This window comes from Streptomyces sp. NRRL F-5727, assembly GCF_000719555.1.
Lineage (GTDB): Bacteria > Actinomycetota > Actinomycetes > Streptomycetales > Streptomycetaceae > Streptomyces.
Genome location: NZ_JOGX01000016.1, coordinates 65,789 through 80,926, shown reverse-complemented (window position 1 = coordinate 80,926; position 15,138 = coordinate 65,789). Strand labels below are relative to the sequence as shown.

Sequence of the window (15,138 nt, the reverse complement as noted above, 5' to 3'; positions counted from 1 at the left end):
GGCTCACTCGACGATCACGCCGATCTTCGGGGCGGGTTCGTTCTGGTAGTTCGCCGGGCCGAAGTTCTTCTCGACGGCCTCGTCCCAGGAGCCGTCCTCGACCATCTTCTCCAGGGCGGTGTTGCTCTCGGCCTTGAGGTCGCTGCCCTTCTGGACGCCGATGCCGTAGTTCTCGTTGCTCAGCTCGAAGCCGCCGAGCTTGAACTTGCCCTTGAACTCCTCCTGGGCGGCGTAGCCGGCGAGGATGGAGTCGTCGGTGGTGAGGGCGTCGATGACGCCGTTCTCCAGGCCGGTCAGGCACTCGGAGTAGCCGCCGTACTCCTGGAGCTGGGCGTCGGGGGCGATCTCGTCCTTGACGTTCTGCGCGGAGGTGGAGCCGGTGACCGAGCAGAGCCGCTTGTCGTTCAGGTCGGACGGCTGCTTGATGGAGTCGTCGTCGGCGCGGATCAGCACGTCCTGGTGGGCGAGGAGGTAGGGGCCGGCGAAGTCGACCTTCTCGGCGCGCTCGTCGTTGATCGAGTAGGAGGCGGCGATGAAGTCGACGTCGCCGCGCTGGAGCATGGTCTCGCGGTCGGCGCTCTTCGCCTCCTTCCACACGATCTGGTCGGGTTCGTGGCCGAGCTGCTTCGCGATGTAGGTGGCCACGTCGACGTCGAAGCCGGTGTAGGTGCCGTCGGGGGTCTTGAGGCCGATGCCGGGCTGGTCGAACTTGATGCCGATGGTGATCTGGTCGTCGTCGTCGTGGTCCGCGGGTACGGCTCCCTGGGCGAGGGACGCCGTGCCGAGGGCGAGGACGACGGCCGTCGCGGAGGCGACGAGGGTCCTGGTGGTCCTGAGCGGGTTCATGTGATCACCCCGTGGGGGCTCAGTGGTGGAGGATCTTGGAGAGGAAGTCGCGGGCGCGGGCGGTGCGCGGGTTGCCGAAGAACTCGCCGGGGGTGGTCTCCTCGACGATCCGGCCGTCGGCCATGAAGACGACCCGGTTGGCGGCGGAGCGGGCGAAGCCCATCTCGTGGGTGACGACGACCATGGTCATGCCCTCGCGGGCCAGTTGCTGCATGACCTCCAGGACCTCGTTGATCATCTCGGGGTCGAGGGCGGAGGTCGGTTCGTCGAAGAGCATCACCTTCGGGTCCATGGCGAGGGCGCGGGCGATGGCGACGCGCTGCTGCTGGCCGCCGGAGAGCTGCGCCGGGTACTTGTCGGCCTGGGCGGCGACGCCGACCCGGTCGAGGAGGGCGCGGGCGCGTTCCTCGGCGTCCTTGCGGTCCTTCTTGCGGACCTTGATCTGTCCCAGGGTGACGTTGTCGAGGACGGTCTTGTGGGCGAAGAGGTTGAAGGACTGGAAGACCATGCCGACGTCGGCGCGGAGCCTGGCGAGTTCCCTGCCCTCGGCGGGCAGCGGGCGGCCGTCGATGCGGATCTCGCCGCTGTCGATGGTCTCCAGGCGGTTGATCGCCCGGCAGAGGGTGGACTTCCCGGAGCCGGAGGGCCCGATCACGACGACGACCTCGCCGCGCCGGATGGTCAGGTCGATGGACTGGAGGACGTGGAGGGTCCCGAAGTGCTTGTCGACCCCGCGGAGGACCACGAGCGCGTCGCCGTCGTCGTACCGGCCGGGCACGTCGCCGCGGTCGGGTCCGGGCGCGCCGCCGCGGTCCGGGCCGGGCACTTCCGGGACGGGCATGTCACCCTCCTGGCTCACGCCCCCGTCTGCCGTTTCCTCCTCGGTCTCATGCTCCGCCCTGCTCCGTCCGGACGCACGCCGGGGCGGTGTCCCGGGAGTGCCCGCGCGCCGCCGCCTGCGGACCGGCCGTGGTGGGCGGAGACTGGGAGCGGAGCCGTACGCGCGAGGAGGAGGGTCCGCCATGAGGAGTGCCGCACCCAAGGTCAGTACGCTGCCGGCGGAGCACCGCGAGCGGCTGATGGCCTTCGCCGAGGATGTGTACTTTGACTCCGGTGACCGGCTCTTCGAGGAGCAGCAGCACGCGGAGCGGTTCTGGATCGTGAAGACGGGCGCGGTGAATCTGGACGCCAAGGTGCCCGGGCGGGGTTCGCCGGTGATCGAGACCCTGCGCCACGGGGAGCTGGTGGGCCTGTCCTGGCTGTTCCCGCCGTATCTGTGCCAGTCGGGGGCGGAGGCGATGACCCCGGTCCGGGCGTACCAGTTCGACGCGACGGCGGTCCGGTCGATGTGCCACACGGACGAGGCGTTCGGGTCGGCGGTGTACTTCTGGGTCGGGTCGATCCTGGCGCACCGGCTCCAGGTGACGCGGGTGCGGCTGCTCGACCTGTACGCGCCGCACGGCAGCGGGATCATGGCCTGAGGCGGGCGGCGCACGGGCGTTGACCTCTGGCGGCGGCGGGCGTACGGTCCGGGCGGTTCCCCGTCCCGTACCGCTCCCCCGGCGTCAGGAGCAGCGCATGACCCGGTCCGGTCCCGGCACGGCGCGCGCCCGGCAGGCGTGGCGGCGGAGGCCGTTCGGCGCGGGGCTCGCCCTGGCGCTCGGCGGCGCGGAGATCCTGCTGGTCCAGCGGGCCGGGCCGGGCGTGCTGCTGTCGGCAGGGGCCGACGTGCGGTACGCGCTGCCGCTGCTGATGTGCGGCTGCGGGGTGCTGGTCGTCCTCCATCCGCGCGGGCGGCGCCGGTACGCGGTCGTCGGCGTCCTCGCCTCGCTCGGCTCCTGGGTGGCGTCCGACCTGGGCGGGTTCCTCGTCGGCATGACGCTGGGGATCGCGGGCGGTCTGGCGGCGCTCGGCGGCCCGTCCGGCCGGGACGGCGCGACCACCCCGGGGTGATCTTCGCCGCACCCGGGCCGGGGGCCGGTCGGGGGTGGCTACCCGGCGGTACGGTGGCGGACCTGGCGACGGGCGGGAGGCCCCGATGACAGCACCTGCGAACGCGCGCGAGGCACTGGCCCTCGTCACCGACGACTTCACCGAACTCCCCCGCCCCGAGGGCCCGTCGGACGGCGACGGGCCGCTCGGCTGGCCCGGCCACGGCCGGGCGAGGGCCGCGGCGGCCGACCGCTCGGGCGAGTCCGAGTCGGTGGTCTGCGGCACCGGCACGGTCGGCGGTACGCGGACGGTGCTCGTCTCCTTCGAGTTCGGCTTCCTCGGCGGCTCCATCGGCGAGGGGACCGGCGCCCGGGTCGCCGCCGCCCACGCCCACGCCCGGGCGCACCGGCTGCCCGTGACCGTGCTCCTCGCGACGGGCGGCAGCCGGATGCAGGAGGGGATGCGGGCGCTCGTCCAGCTCCAGCGGCTGGCCGGGGAGTCGGCGCTGACCCGGGCCGCCGGGCTGCCCCAGCTCGCGGTCCTGCGCGATCCGACGACCGGTGGCGGCTGGGCCACCCTCGGAGCCGGTTCCGACGTGGTCCTCGCGCTGCCGGGGGCGCAGGTCGGCTTCGCGGGAGCCCGGGTCCGGCCGCCGGACGCCGACCCCGCGGCGTACACGGCGGAGTCCCAGCTCGCCCACGGGCACGTGGACGCCGTCGTCCCGCCCGGGGAGCTGCGGGCGGTGCTGGGCCGCTGGCTGGCGCTGCTCACCCGCCCCGCCGAGGGCCCGGTGCCGCCGCCGTACGCGCTCGGCGGCACGGAGCCGTCGGCGAGGGGGCGGGAGGCCGTGGCCCGCGCCCGCCGACCGGAGCGGCCGCGCGCCGACCGGTATCTCGCCGAGGTGTTCACCGAGCGGGCGGAGCTCTCGGGCGACCGCTCGGGCGGCACCGACCCGGGGATCCGGTGCGGCTTCGGCCGCCTCCCCGACGGGCGTACGGCCGCGTACGCGGCGCAGTGCGGGACCGCGACCCGGCCGGCCGGGTTCCGTACCGCCGCCCGGCTGGTGCGGCTGGCCGGCCGGCTCGGGATCCCGGTGCTGACGCTGATCGACACCCCGGGCGCCGCCAACGACGCCGAGGCGGAGCGGGCCGGGGCCGGGCCTGCCATCGCGGAGCTCTTCGGCGCCGTAGCGGAGGCGCGGGTGCCGGTCACCGCCCTGCTGATCGGCGAGGGCGGTTCGGGGGGCGCGCTGGCGCTGGCCGCGCCGGGCCGGACCTGGGCGACCCCGGACGCGTACTTCTCGGTGATCGCGCCGGAACTGGCCACGGCCATCCTGAAGCGTCCTCCGGAGGAGGCGGACGTGACGGCCGACCGGCTCCGTCTGCGCCCGGAGGACCTGGTGGACCTGGGGGTCGTCGAGGGCGTGGTGGGCGCCCGGCCGGCGCATCGGGCCGGCCGGGCGGACTGAGCGCGGACAGGGGCGGGCCCCGGTGGTCCGGTGGGCTGGGACCGTGTCTCCGGGGCCCTCGGTGGTTCAGTGGCCGAGCTTCTTCTTCAGCTCGGCCTTGTTCATCTGTGACCTGCCGTGCAGATTGCGGCGCTGGGCCTCCGCGTAGAGCTGGTCGTAGGTCGGTCCCTCGGAGCCGCTGTGCGAGCGCTTCCCGCCGCGCCGCGACGAGGACATGTCCTGGGTCGAGCTCTTGCTCGCCGTCTTCGACTCGCCCGAACGGGCCCGTTCCTTGTTGACGGTACGGGCGGCGATCTCCTCGGCGCGCTTCTGGCTCTCGCCGCGGTCCAGCGCGCTCTCCTTGATGTGCTCGTACTGCCTCTCGCGCTTGGCGTTCGATCCGCGGGGCATCGCGGGCTCCTCTCGTCGGTGTCATGCGTCGGGCCGGCCGCCGCCGGCGTGCTGCCGGGTCCAGCGGACCACCATGCGCAGCAGCAGGATCAGCGTCACCACCCAGGCGGCGGCGAAGGCCCAGGTCAGCGCCGGGCTGGCGGTCGCCACAGCGAGGACGAGCAGGGCCAGCGTCGCGGCGCCGAGCACCAGGGCGCCGAAGGGGGACCGAGCGGTGAGCCGCGACCGGGGCAGGTGAGGGGAGGGCCGGTGTCCGGCCATGCTCCGGGCGAGGCCGTCGTCGGTGCTCAGGTCCTCCTCGATCTCGGCCAGTACGCGCCGCTCGTACGCGGAGAGCCGGGCCTCTTCCATCGCGGGCACCTCCTCGGTCCTGGTCGCCCACCGCCGGCGGGGTCGTCCCACCGGGCGGCTACCCGCCCGGGACGCCTTCAGACGGCGAACTCCCGGACGGTGGGCCCCGGTGGGAAGGGAACCTCGCACCAGACCGTCCGCCCGCGCTCCCGTGGCACACAGCCCCAGGCGCCGGCGAGCCGCTGGACCAGGTACAGGCAGTGCTCCACGGGGCGGCCCGGGCGGTGCCGGTCCTGGGTGAGGGGGTGCCCGGGGACGGTGTCGCTCACCTGGAGCCAGACGCCGTCCACGGAACGGTCGAGGCGGAGCTCGTACGGGACTCCCCCGCGCCGCACCGAGAGGGCGACCAGCTCGGTGACGAGCAGCAGTACGTCGTCGGCGGCCGTCCGGGCGGCCGGGGAGAGCGGTGCGTACCAGTCCGTCACCGCCTGTGCGGAGAGGTCACGGAGCCGGCCGGCCGTCCCCGGCCCTCCGCCGAGCGCGTAGCGCCTGGTGCGTGCAGCTGTCCGTTTCCCGTCGCCTTTCGTCATAGTCGGCGTCTAGCCGTGACGGAAGGGACTAAACACTCGGAAAATGAGTCAGAACACCCTCTCAGGGGAATCCTTTCCTCAGGACGTTCAACCGACGGTCCGTGACGTTCGCCCTGCCTTCCTGGGGCGGAGCCGGCCCGCCGGAAGCGTCGATGGGGAAGCCATGGCCATTGGCCGAGCCACCAACGAATCGCCGCCCCGCACCCGCGACGACGGTCCTCTGCACGCGGCGGCCGTCCGGCGCCGGGCGCTGGGGGGCCTCTCCGAGCCGGAGAACCCGACCGAGGCGACGACGGACGACGCCCGGACGCTGTCCGTGGCGCTCTTCGCGCGGCTGCGCGCCCTCGACGAGGGCACCCCGGAGCACGCCTACGTCCGCAACACCCTCGTCGAGCTGAACCTGAGCCTGGTGAAGTTCGCCGCGCGGCGCTTCCGCGGCCGCCCCGAGCCGGCGGAGGACATCATCCAGGTGGGAACCATCGGGCTGATCAAGGCGATCGACCGGTTCGACCCGGAGCGCGGCGTCGAGTTCTCCGCCTTCGCACTCCCCACCATCGTCGGCGAGATGAAACGATTCTTCCGAGACACCGGCTGGGCCGTACGGGTGCCGCGCCGGCTCCAGGAGCTGCGGATCGACCTCGCCAAGACGTCCGACGCGCTGGAGCAGCGGGACGGCCACCGGCCCGACCGGTCGGAGCTCGCCGAGCAGCTGCACCTGACGCCGGAGGAGGTGGCCGAGGGCGAGCTCGCGGCCAACGCCTACACGGCCCATTCGCTGGACGCGCCCGTCGGCGACGACGACTCCGACCGCGCCCCGCAGGGAAGCACCGGCCGGCGCACCGCCGTCGAGGAGCCCGCCTACGAGCTGATCGACGACCTGGACTCGCTGCGGCCCCTGCTGGCCCGGCTCGACGACCGCGACCGCCTGATCCTCTCCCTGCGCTTCGGCGAGGAGCTGACCCAGGCCGAGATCGGCGCGCGGGTCGGCCTCTCCCAGATGCACGTTTCCCGGCTGCTGGCCCGGATCCTCGGCGAACTCAGGAGCGGTCTGCTGGACGACGGCGCCACGGAGGACCGGACGGCCGGCTGACCTCCAGCCACACCACCTTGCCCGGGGCGTCCGGCCCCCGGTCGGAGGAGCCCCAGTCGCTCGCCAGCCGGTCGAGGACCATCAGCCCGTGACCGCCGGGCAGCGAGGGGGAGCGGGGCGCCATCCGTCGCGGGTGCTCGGGGCTCCGGTCGGCGACCTCGACGCGCAGCACCCCGGCCCCGTACCGGAGGACGAACTCCTCCGGTCCCCCGCCGTGCAGACAGGCGTTGGTGACCACCTCGGAGACCAGCAGCAGCACGTCCTCGACCCGCTCCCGGGCGCGCGGGCTCTCGGCGGGGATCCAGCCCCAGTCGGCGAGCGCCCGCGCGGTGAAGTCGCGGCAGCGGGAGACCGCGCCCACGCTGCCGTGCAGCAGCAGCCGGCGGGTCTGCACGGGTGTCCCGTCGCCCTGGGTCATCTCGCCCTCCCACACTGCCGGAGGGCCCGTCACGCCGGGCCCGCGGGGCGGGCGTCGCCCGTGCCGTCGGCGGCGAGGGCCGCGCCCACGTCGGCGTACACCTGGAAGACGTGGAGGGCCCCGGTGATCTCGAACATGCGGTCGACGGGGGGTCGCAGTCCGGCGAGGTCGAGGCGTGCCCCCGCCTCCAGGGCCCGCGAACGGGCCCTGAGCAGCAGGTTCAGGCCGGTGGAGTCGCAGAAGTCGAGCCCGGCGCAGTCGACGACGATCCGGGCCGCGTCCTCGTGCTTCTCCAGGGCGGTGCGCAGCGGCTCGACCGTGTCGTGGTCCAGTTCTCCCCGCGGGACGACGACGACGGTCTCGGTGCCCCAGGCGGACCGGACGTCCACCGTGAAGCGGTCGCCCCGGCGGGCCGGCGGCTCTTCGCCGAACCCGTTCCGCTCGCTGTCCATGCATGCCTCACCTTCACCGGGTGAGACTATTTTCATCCCAATCGACATGGTCTGCGAGTAGAGCCTTGCCTCGGCGGGAGCGGTGGGGGCGGCGGGAACGGTGGGGCCGGAGCCTTCCCGCGCGGCGGGGTCAGACGGTGGCCGGCGGCGGGGTCCAGCGGCTCTTGCGGGAGACGCCCGTGTCGACGCCGTACTCCTTCCTGAGGTGCTCCGGGATGGCGTAGTGCATCACGCGGCCCCGGGTGAGCGTGGACAGCTCGAAGACCGAGGTGAGGTGGCCGAGCCGGTCGAGCGCCCAGGCGGCGAACGGCGAGGCGTCCTCCACCGACTCCAGGACGCCGAGCAGCGTCGGCACGGCCTTCACCGCGGTGTCCCAGCGGCTGCGGGGCACGCCGAGCCAGTCGCCGCAGGTGTCGCCGACGAGGTGGCGGATGAGGGCGGAGACGACCGGGTCGAAGAAGGTGCCGGGGACGACCTCCTCGTACAGGTCGATCAGCTGCCGGGTGAGCAGGACGCCCTCCTCCGAGGGGGCCATGTACCGCAACAGGTAGAGGTCGAGGTAGCGGCGCGCCTCGTCGAGGGTCTTGGGCACCGCCTCCTGGTCGACGCCGAGCATCGCGCCGACGACCCGCCAGGCGTAGTAGTACGCCTCGGCTCCCTCGGTGGACATGTGGATGCCCAGTCGGTGGAGGCTGTCGAGGACGAGCATCGAGAAGAACATCTGCCCACCGATCATGTCCTCCTGGCAGATGGGCACGCCGTCGGCGGCGGTGTCCCAGCGGTCGGAGCGGATCAGGTGGTGGCGGATGGAGGCGTGCAGCAGGCGGACCTTCTGGGCGGCGGGGACGAACCGTCCGCCGGCCTCGAAGGCGTCGGGCCGCATGAGGTAGACGGTGAACTGGCCGGTCTCGGCCATCCGCTTGCTCGGGTAGCGCAGCCCGTGGGTGGCGGAGAGCAGCCGGGCCACGCGCGGGACGACGTAGCAGGCGGGCATGGCGGCGAAGGAGAGGGCCGTGTTGATGTGGACGTTGTTGTCGGTGAAGAAGAGCCGGGCCTTCTCCATCTCGTTCCAGTCCACCCAGGCGGGCGGGACGGCGGTGGCCTCCAGGTACTCCCGGGCCACGTCGGGGAGGCCGGCGGGCAGCTCCTGGCCGGAGACGGAGACGTACCGCATGAGGGAGTTGAAGAGGCCGACCTCGCCCCGCTCGAAGAGGGTCGCGACGACCGCGTCGGCGAGCTCGTCGCCGCTGTGGCGCAGCGCGTCGAGGGACGCCTCGGTGTGCGTGGTGGTGGTCACGGGTGCGCTCCAGGCTCGGTTCGGGGCGGTTCGGGGGCGGTTCGGTGGTGGCGGACGGCGGCGCGGTGGGCCGGGGGCGGTTCAGTGGTGGCGGACGGCGGCGCGGTGGGCCAGGTCGGTGAGGGCGCGGTGGGCGGGGGCGGGCAGGTCGAGTTCGTCGAGGGTGCGGACGGCGTCCTCGACGCGGCCGGCGATCATCCGCTCGACGCGGGCGGGCGCGCCGAGTTCCGTCATGAGCGCGCGCACCTCGCGCAGCCCGTCGTCGTCCGGCGTTCCGTCCCCGGCGAGGGTCCGGCGCAGCAGCTCGCGCTGGGCGGGGCCGGCGGCGCTCCAGGTCTCGGCGAGCAGCACGGTGGGCCGGGCGGTGCGGAGGTCGTCGAGCGGGGCCTTGCCGGTGCGGGCGGGGTCGCCGAAGAGGCCGAGCAGGTCGTCGCGGAGCTGGAACGCCTCGCCGAGCGGCAGCCCGTACCGGGAGAGTCCGTCGCGGAGCGCGGCGGGGGCTCCGGCGAGCAGGGCGCCGAGGAGGAGGGGCTGTTCGACGGTGTACTTGGCCGTCTTGTAACGGATCACCTTGAGCGAGGTGCCGGTGTCCGGGAGGCCGCCGGTGTGCAGGATCTCCAGGGCTTCGCCGGCGACGAGTTCGCGGGCGAGCGCGGCCCAGAGGGGGCGGCCGCGGGAGAGGTACGCGGCGGGCAGCCCGGACTCGGCGTAGAGGCGGCCGGCCAGGGCCATCAGGTGGTCGCCGAGGAGCAGGGCGAGGGCGCGGGCCGCGGCCCGGGGGCGCCGGCGGGGGTGCGGCAGGGCCGCGAAGGCGTGGTGGGCGGTGGGGCGGCCGTGCCGGAGCGGGCTGTCGTCGATGAGGTCGTCGTGGACGACGGCGGCCGCGTGGACGAGTTCCATGGCGGCGGCGGCCCGCATCAGGGCGTCGCTGTCGGGCTGGCCGGCGGCGCGCCAGCCCCAGTAGCAGAAGGCGGCGCGGAGCCGCTTGCCGTGCCGGGCGGTGGCGCGGAGGGCCTCGGCGAGCGGGTCGAGGGCGTCGTCGACGGCGAGGAGTTCGGCGGCCTCGTCGTCGAGGAAGCCGGCGAGGACGGTGTCGGTGCGGGTCTTGAACGCCTCCGGCGCCCAGCCGTCACTCATCGGAGGCAGCCGCGGCGGCGGCCCGGCAGGCGAGGGACTCGCGGGCCAGGACCTCCATGTGGGCGAGCCCGCCGGAGCCGTCCCCGCCGGGGGCGAGGCGGTCGAGGGCGAGCCGGCCGCGGGCGCGGAGGTCGGCGGCGGCGTCCTGGGCGAGGTCCGCGGAGTCGGACCGGCCGAGGAGCGAGCGGAACGACCCGACGGCGGTGCCGAGGGTGTCCACCATCAGGTCGGCGAGTCCGGCGACGAGCAACAGGGCCTGTTCGTCGGGGCGTTCGTCTCGGTCGGTGCGGTTGGTCATGCCGGCCGGCTCCTGGGGGAAGGGGGGTGGGGGCGTCCGCGGCGGGCGCCTACCGAGCCAGGATGGACCACGAGCGGACCGCGCCGGCGGTCCGCTCACTCGTTCAGGTGATCATGGTCGGAAGTCCGGGCCGGAGGGCCCGGTCGTGGGGTCTGGTCGTGAGGTCCGGCCGGGGGACCGGTCGTGGGTCTGGTCGTGGAACCCGACCGTGGGTCTGGTCGTGGGGCCGGCCGCGGGGCCGGCCGTGGGTCTGATCGTGGGTCTGGCCGTGGACCCGGCCACAGGTCTGGTCACGGGTCTGGTTGAACTTTCCGGGATCACCCTGTAGTTGACCTCCATGATCCGGATATCCGCACGTCTCGTGTCGCGCTCGCCCCGCCGCGGCCCCCGGGCCGCCCTCGCGGTCTCCGTCACCGCGCTGCTGACGGCGACCGCCTGCCAGGTCGGGCCGGGGCGGGTCTGCACACTGATCGGCGCGGACTCCGGCGTGTCGGTGACCTGGGATCCGGCGGCCTACCCCGAGGGCGCGCGGTTCCGGCTCTGCGCGGACGAGGAGTGCGGGGAGCGTGGGTCGTCGCGGAAGTTCCCGTTCGGCTCGCTCCAGGTGCGGCTGCCGGAGGAGGACGGGCCGCGGGAGGTGGCGGTGCGTCTGTCGGTCACCGACCCGGCCGGGGGCGGCCGGGTCGTCCACGACGGTTCCACGCGGGTCACCCTGCGGAAGGCGACCCCGAACGGGGAGGGCTGCGGACCGACCGTCTGGCAGGCGGCGGTCCGCGCCGATCCCCGGGAGGGCCTGGTGCCCACGGTCTGACCCGTCGGCGCCTACGGCACCCAGTGGTTGCCGGAGACCGTGATCATCACCTGGAGCTGGATGCTGGCGGAGAAGTAGCTGCTGGTGTCGACCGGCGTGGCGAGCATCTTGTTCCACAGCGCGTCGAGCCACGCCTGGCTGCCGGAGTCGGTCATGGCCGCGACGGCGAAGGGCGCGAAGAAGGCGGCCTCGCTGCCGGCGGAGATCTGGGTGCCGTTGAGCTTGTAGCCGATGCCGATCCTGTTCGGGTCGCCGCCGGTCTTGCCCTTGATCCAGGTGTTCAGCTTGCGCGCCGCGGCGAGGGACTTGGCGTCGCCGCTGGTCACGGCGTCGTCGGCGATGCGCCAGGGGGTGCGGCAGGCGTTCCACCAGTACTGGCCGTCGTTGGGGTCCTCCAGGACCTGGTTCGGGGCCGGCTTGGGGCTGGTGGCGGTGTCGACGACGAAGTCGGGGAGGAGGCCGGTGGCGGGGGCGTAGCCGGACTGGAGGTTGGCGATCTGCGTCTGGTGGGCGGTGCGGACGGCGTCCCAGGTGGTGTCGCCGGAGGCGGCGCGGAAGGCGCGGAAGTGGTCGACCATCCAGTCCGAGGTGCGGGAGATGTAGTAGTACTGGTCGCCCGAGCTGGACCAGTCGCCGAGCTTGAGCAGCTTGGTGGTGGGGTTCAGCTCGTCCTTCTTGATGGCCGCGATGTGCTTGAGGGCGAGCGCCTTGTAGTCGTAGGTGCCGCCGCTGCCCCACTGCTTGTCGGCGAGGAGCAGGCCGTAGGCGACGTCCATGTCGCCGTCGGTGGCGCCGTCGCCGCCGTTGACGCTGCGGCAGTTGACGTCCTGTTCGGCGGCGAGGAGGTCGGGGTTGATCGAGGACGGGTGGTCGAGCTTCCACTTGACCAGGCCGTCGAAGATCTTCTTGGCGTCCGGGTCGGCGCCGGCCATGGTGGCGGCGATGACCATGCCGTAGCCCTGGGCCTCGGCGACGTACGGGTGGTCGGCGTCGGGCGAGATGACCTGGTACCAGCCGTTGCCGCAGTTCTGCCGGACGAAGGCGGACTTCCAGCGGTTGTAGTAGTCGACGACCTTCTGGTCGAGCGCGGCCTGGGTGCCGGAGGGCTTGAGCATGCCGGCCGCGTAGGGCTTGAGGTGGCTGCCGAAGGGGACGGCGGGGCCGGTGCCGCCGCCTCCGCCGGTGGGCGCGCCGTAGACCTGGAACTCCCAGAGCGAGTAACCGTACGGTGTGCCGCGTCCGGTGCCGTACATCCGGACGTAGCGGCCGCTGCCGGAGACCGTGAGGTCGTCGACGGCGCCGTCACCGGTCGTCGTCGTGTAGACGTCGGTCCAGGTGGAGCCGTCGGCCGAGGTCTGGATGCGGTACGTCTTCGCGTACGCGGCCTCCCAGTCGAGCTTCACCCGGGACAGGGTGTGGTTCGCCCCGAGGTCGATCCGGATCCACTGGGGGTCGACGCCTTCGAGGCTGGCCCAGCGGGTGGTGGTGTCGCCGTCCACGGCGAGGCCGGGGCCGAAGCCGGAGCCCTCCACGGAGGACGAGGTCGCGGGCTTGCCCGCGGAGACGAGGCTGTCGGCGGCCTCGGCGTGGTGCCCGGGGAGGACGGTGAGGGGCAGGGCCAGCAGGGCGGCGAGTCCGAGCGGGACGACGCCGCGCGGTATGCCCCTGCGGGGAACGGCGGTGCGTGGGGTGGCACTTCGCGCGAGGAGGCTTCGTCGGCGCATGACAACTCCCTTTCACTTCACGGCCATTGCTCGTTAGGAAACGTTCCTAACCATCGGCGCGCCGAGCGTAGAGAGCGGCGGGGGCCCCGCGCAAGACCTCTGCGCGGGGCCCCGGCAGGGAGGACCGCTGTCTATCGGGGAAGCGTCAGGGCGCGGGCCAGGGCGGTGGCGAAGCCGTCCGGGTTGTCGAGCATCATGTTGTGCCCCGCGGCCGGCACCTCCAGGACGGGGACGCCCATCGCCGCCGCCTGCTCCGCCGCCGGGTCCGGCAGGCTCTTCTCCCCCACCAGGAACGCCCGGGGCATGGTGAGCGCGCCGAGCACGTCGCCGGCCTCGGGGTCGCCGCCCGCGACGAGCGCGACCGCGCAGCGGTGCACGGCCCGCGGGTCGGCGAGCCGCAGCCGCGCCGCGTAGTCGGCCCGGTCGGCGAGCGCCAGCATCCTGGCGAACCCGCTGCGGACGAACTGCTCCTCGGTCTGGCGCGCCACCGGTGTGCTGAACGCGCCTCCGCCCGCGTACAGGTTGGGTTCCGCGACCACCAGCCGGGCGATCCGCCCGGGCCGGGCCGCGGCCAGGTGGAGGGCGACGGCCCCGCCCATGGAGTGGCCGACGAGGTGGACGCCGGTCAGGTCGAGGTGGTCGAGGAGCGCGGCGACCGCCGCGGCCTGCCCCTCGGGCCGGTAGTCGAAGTCGGCGGGGCGGTCGCTCAGTCCGTGCCCGAGCAGGTCGACCAGCAGGGCGCGGCCGCCGCCCAGCGCCGGGTGGGTGGCGATGTGCGCGAAGTCGGAGGCGGCCGTGCAGCCGAGGCCGTGGAGGTAGACGCGGACGGGGCCGTCGCCCGGGAGGTCGATCCACCGCAGGTACGCCCGCCGGTCCGCCAGGAACAGTTCTCTCATGCGGCCACCCTATGAACGCGCCGACCGCGCCCGACGGCCGGAGTGAGGGTTGCCCGGCCGGTGGCGGCCGGGCCTGCGCTACGGTGGCCTCCCATGGCATCGAGCACCGCACTCTGGTCCTTCGCTCTGGTCGTGGGACTCCTCACCCTCACTCCGGGCCTCGACTCGGCCCTCGTCCTCCGCACGGCCGCGCTCGGCCGCCGCACCCGCGCGTGGGGCGTCGTCCTCGGCATCCAGACCGGCACCCTGGTCTGGGGCGCGCTGACCTCCCTGGGTGTCACGGCCCTGCTGACCGCCTCGCACCTCGCGTACGAGACCCTGCGCTGGGCGGGCGCCGCCTATCTGCTGTGGATGGCGGTCCGCATGATCGCCGAGACCTTCCGGCGCGACGGCACCGGGGCGCACGCGGAGGTGGAGGCCGGCGGCGCCGACACGCTCTCCGGCGGCTGGCGGCAGGGCACGCTGACGAACCTCCTCAACCCCAAGGTCGGCGTCTTCTACGTCGCCGTCCTGCCGCAGTTCATCCCCGCCGAGGCGCCGCACTTCGCCATGGGCCTCGCGCTGACCTCCGTCCACGTCGTCCTCGGCATGCTCTGGTCGACGGTCCTCATCGCCTCCGCGACCGCCCTCGGCACCTGGCTCCGCGGCCCCCGCGCCCGCCGGGCCCTGGACCGGGTGACGGGCACGGTGATCGGAGCCTTCGCGGTACGCCTGGCGGTCACCGACTGACGACCCCGCCGCGCCGCAGCAGGTCCGCGACGGCGCGTCCGATTTCGCGTGGGCGGGGTCGGCGGCTGTGCGGTCGGGTTACGCGTACTGCGCGATCTGGATGAGGTTGCCGCAGGTGTCGTCGAGGACCGCCGTGGTGACCGGGCCCATCTCGACCGGGGGCTGGGTGAAGCGGACGCCGAGGGCGGTCAGGCGGGTGTGTTCGGCGTGGACGTCGTCGACGGCGAAGGAGGTCGCCGGGATGCCGTCGGCCACCAGGGCCTCCTTGTACGGGGGGACGGCGGGGTGGCCCGAGGGTTCCAGGACGAGCTCGGTACCGTCCGGGGCCTCCGGGGAGACGACCGTGATCCAGCGGTCCTCGCCGAGCGGCACGTCGTGCTTGAGCTCGAAGCCGAGGACGTCGGTGTAGAAGCGGAGCGCCTTCTCCTGGTCGTCGACGAAGACGCTGGCCAGGTTGATCCTCATGGGGTGTCCTCCGGGGGTGCGGGGGCGAGCCATCGCGTGACGATGTGCTCCAGGGGGCGGGGGTCGAGGTCGTGGAACTTGTAGCGGCCCTCACGACGGGCCGTGACCAGGCCGGCGGTCTCCAGCACGGCGAGGTGCTGGCTGACCGCCTGCCGGGAGAGGGCGAGGCCGTGCCGGGTCGCCAGCCGGGCGCATATCTCGAAGAGCGACTGTCCGTTGCGTTCGGTCAGCTCGTCGAGGATCACCCGGCGCGTCGGGTCGGCCAGCGCCTTGAACAGATCCTCCTCCATGCCGCCACGATAGG

20 protein-coding genes are annotated in these 15,138 nt (G+C 73.7%); 6 read left to right on the top strand and 14 right to left on the bottom strand.

What is annotated here, in order from left to right:
• Window positions 1-3 precede the first annotated feature (3 nt).
• Window positions 4-846 carry a glutamate ABC transporter substrate-binding protein gene (locus IF73_RS0114455; protein ID WP_031007543.1) on the bottom strand — a complete coding sequence of 281 codons (843 nt, stop codon included), beginning with the start codon at window positions 844-846 and terminating at the stop codon, window positions 4-6.
• A gap of 19 nt (window positions 847-865) precedes the next feature.
• Window positions 866-1,687: an amino acid ABC transporter ATP-binding protein gene (locus tag IF73_RS0114450; RefSeq protein ID WP_234338234.1), complete on the bottom strand. Its 822-nt coding sequence runs from the start codon at window positions 1,685-1,687 to the stop codon at window positions 866-868.
• Window positions 1,688-1,868: 181 nt separating this feature from the next.
• Here IF73_RS0114450 and IF73_RS0114445 point away from each other — a divergent pair, with 181 nt between their 5' ends.
• From IF73_RS0114445 to IF73_RS0114435, 3 genes are all read left to right on the top strand, one after another.
• On the top strand, window positions 1,869-2,327 hold the full coding sequence (locus tag IF73_RS0114445) for a Crp/Fnr family transcriptional regulator (RefSeq protein WP_031007539.1): 459 nt from the start codon (window positions 1,869-1,871) through the stop codon (window positions 2,325-2,327).
• Window positions 2,328-2,424: 97 nt separating this feature from the next.
• Entirely contained in the window at window positions 2,425-2,799 is a 375-nt protein-coding gene (locus IF73_RS0114440; protein ID WP_051716781.1) for a DUF6114 domain-containing protein, read from the top strand.
• Window positions 2,800-2,884: 85 nt separating this feature from the next.
• Entirely contained in the window at window positions 2,885-4,246 is a 1,362-nt protein-coding gene (locus tag IF73_RS0114435) for a carboxyl transferase domain-containing protein (RefSeq protein ID WP_031007535.1), read from the top strand.
• A gap of 66 nt (window positions 4,247-4,312) precedes the next feature.
• On the opposite strand, the gene IF73_RS0114430 is transcribed toward IF73_RS0114435, so the two are convergent.
• The 3 genes from IF73_RS0114430 to IF73_RS0114420 form a co-directional block, all read right to left on the bottom strand.
• On the bottom strand, window positions 4,313-4,636 hold the full coding sequence (locus tag IF73_RS0114430) for a hypothetical protein (RefSeq protein WP_031007533.1): 324 nt from the start codon (window positions 4,634-4,636) through the stop codon (window positions 4,313-4,315).
• Between the two features lie 21 nt (window positions 4,637-4,657).
• Window positions 4,658-4,987, bottom strand: coding sequence for a DUF3040 domain-containing protein (locus IF73_RS0114425; protein WP_051716779.1), 330 nt, complete (start codon window positions 4,985-4,987; stop codon window positions 4,658-4,660).
• 77 nt (window positions 4,988-5,064) lie between these two features.
• Window positions 5,065-5,412 carry an ATP-binding protein gene (locus IF73_RS0114420; protein ID WP_107049247.1) on the bottom strand — a complete coding sequence of 116 codons (348 nt, stop codon included), beginning with the start codon at window positions 5,410-5,412 and terminating at the stop codon, window positions 5,065-5,067.
• A 268-nt stretch (window positions 5,413-5,680) separates the two neighbouring features.
• Here IF73_RS0114420 and IF73_RS0114415 point away from each other — a divergent pair, with 268 nt between their 5' ends.
• Window positions 5,681-6,607, top strand: coding sequence for a SigB/SigF/SigG family RNA polymerase sigma factor (locus IF73_RS0114415; RefSeq protein WP_078868059.1), 927 nt, complete (start codon window positions 5,681-5,683; stop codon window positions 6,605-6,607).
• Here IF73_RS0114415 and IF73_RS0114410 read toward each other — a convergent pair.
• The 5 genes from IF73_RS0114410 to IF73_RS0114390 all read right to left on the bottom strand — a co-directional run bounded on the left by IF73_RS0114410 (window position 6,555) and on the right by IF73_RS0114390 (window position 10,209).
• Window positions 6,555-7,025, bottom strand: coding sequence for an ATP-binding protein (locus IF73_RS0114410; protein WP_031007525.1), 471 nt, complete (start codon window positions 7,023-7,025; stop codon window positions 6,555-6,557). The two genes, IF73_RS0114415 and IF73_RS0114410, sit on opposite strands and share 53 nt — an antisense overlap.
• Before the next feature lie 29 nt (window positions 7,026-7,054).
• Window positions 7,055-7,477, bottom strand: a complete 423-nt coding sequence (locus tag IF73_RS0114405) for an STAS domain-containing protein (RefSeq protein ID WP_031007523.1) — start codon at window positions 7,475-7,477, stop codon at window positions 7,055-7,057.
• A gap of 130 nt (window positions 7,478-7,607) precedes the next feature.
• Window positions 7,608-8,774, bottom strand: coding sequence for an oxygenase MpaB family protein (locus IF73_RS0114400; RefSeq protein ID WP_031007521.1), 1,167 nt, complete (start codon window positions 8,772-8,774; stop codon window positions 7,608-7,610).
• A gap of 81 nt (window positions 8,775-8,855) precedes the next feature.
• The gene (locus IF73_RS0114395; protein WP_031007519.1) at window positions 8,856-9,911 is read right to left on the bottom strand and encodes a polyprenyl synthetase family protein; all 1,056 of its coding nucleotides are present in this window, start codon (window positions 9,909-9,911) and stop codon (window positions 8,856-8,858) included.
• On the bottom strand, window positions 9,904-10,209 hold the full coding sequence (locus IF73_RS0114390; RefSeq protein WP_031007518.1) for a hypothetical protein: 306 nt from the start codon (window positions 10,207-10,209) through the stop codon (window positions 9,904-9,906). Before IF73_RS0114390 ends, IF73_RS0114395 begins: the two co-directional genes overlap by 8 nt.
• A gap of 337 nt (window positions 10,210-10,546) precedes the next feature.
• Between IF73_RS0114390 and IF73_RS0114380 the strand changes: the two genes are divergently transcribed.
• The gene (locus IF73_RS0114380; RefSeq protein WP_158822001.1) at window positions 10,547-11,020 is read left to right on the top strand and encodes a hypothetical protein; all 474 of its coding nucleotides are present in this window, start codon (window positions 10,547-10,549) and stop codon (window positions 11,018-11,020) included.
• 11 nt (window positions 11,021-11,031) lie between these two features.
• Here the strand turns inward: IF73_RS0114380 and IF73_RS0114375 are convergent, their stop codons facing one another.
• Window positions 11,032-12,744, bottom strand: coding sequence for a glycosyl hydrolase family 8 (locus tag IF73_RS0114375; protein WP_078868058.1), 1,713 nt, complete (start codon window positions 12,742-12,744; stop codon window positions 11,032-11,034).
• A 131-nt stretch (window positions 12,745-12,875) separates the two neighbouring features.
• A complete protein-coding gene (locus IF73_RS0114370) occupies window positions 12,876-13,640 on the bottom strand; it encodes an alpha/beta fold hydrolase (RefSeq protein ID WP_031007512.1) in 765 nt (254 codons plus the stop codon).
• Between the two features lie 93 nt (window positions 13,641-13,733).
• Here IF73_RS0114370 and IF73_RS0114365 point away from each other — a divergent pair, with 93 nt between their 5' ends.
• Window positions 13,734-14,369: a LysE family translocator gene (locus IF73_RS0114365; protein WP_031007510.1), complete on the top strand. Its 636-nt coding sequence runs from the start codon at window positions 13,734-13,736 to the stop codon at window positions 14,367-14,369.
• 78 nt (window positions 14,370-14,447) lie between these two features.
• On the opposite strand, the gene IF73_RS0114360 is transcribed toward IF73_RS0114365, so the two are convergent.
• Both IF73_RS0114360 and IF73_RS0114355 read right to left on the bottom strand, forming a co-directional pair.
• Window positions 14,448-14,834, bottom strand: coding sequence for a VOC family protein (locus IF73_RS0114360; RefSeq protein ID WP_031007509.1), 387 nt, complete (start codon window positions 14,832-14,834; stop codon window positions 14,448-14,450).
• Window positions 14,831-15,124 carry an ArsR/SmtB family transcription factor gene (locus IF73_RS0114355; protein ID WP_031007507.1) on the bottom strand — a complete coding sequence of 98 codons (294 nt, stop codon included), beginning with the start codon at window positions 15,122-15,124 and terminating at the stop codon, window positions 14,831-14,833. Before IF73_RS0114355 ends, IF73_RS0114360 begins: the two co-directional genes overlap by 4 nt.
• Between the last annotated feature and the right edge of the window lie 14 nt (window positions 15,125-15,138).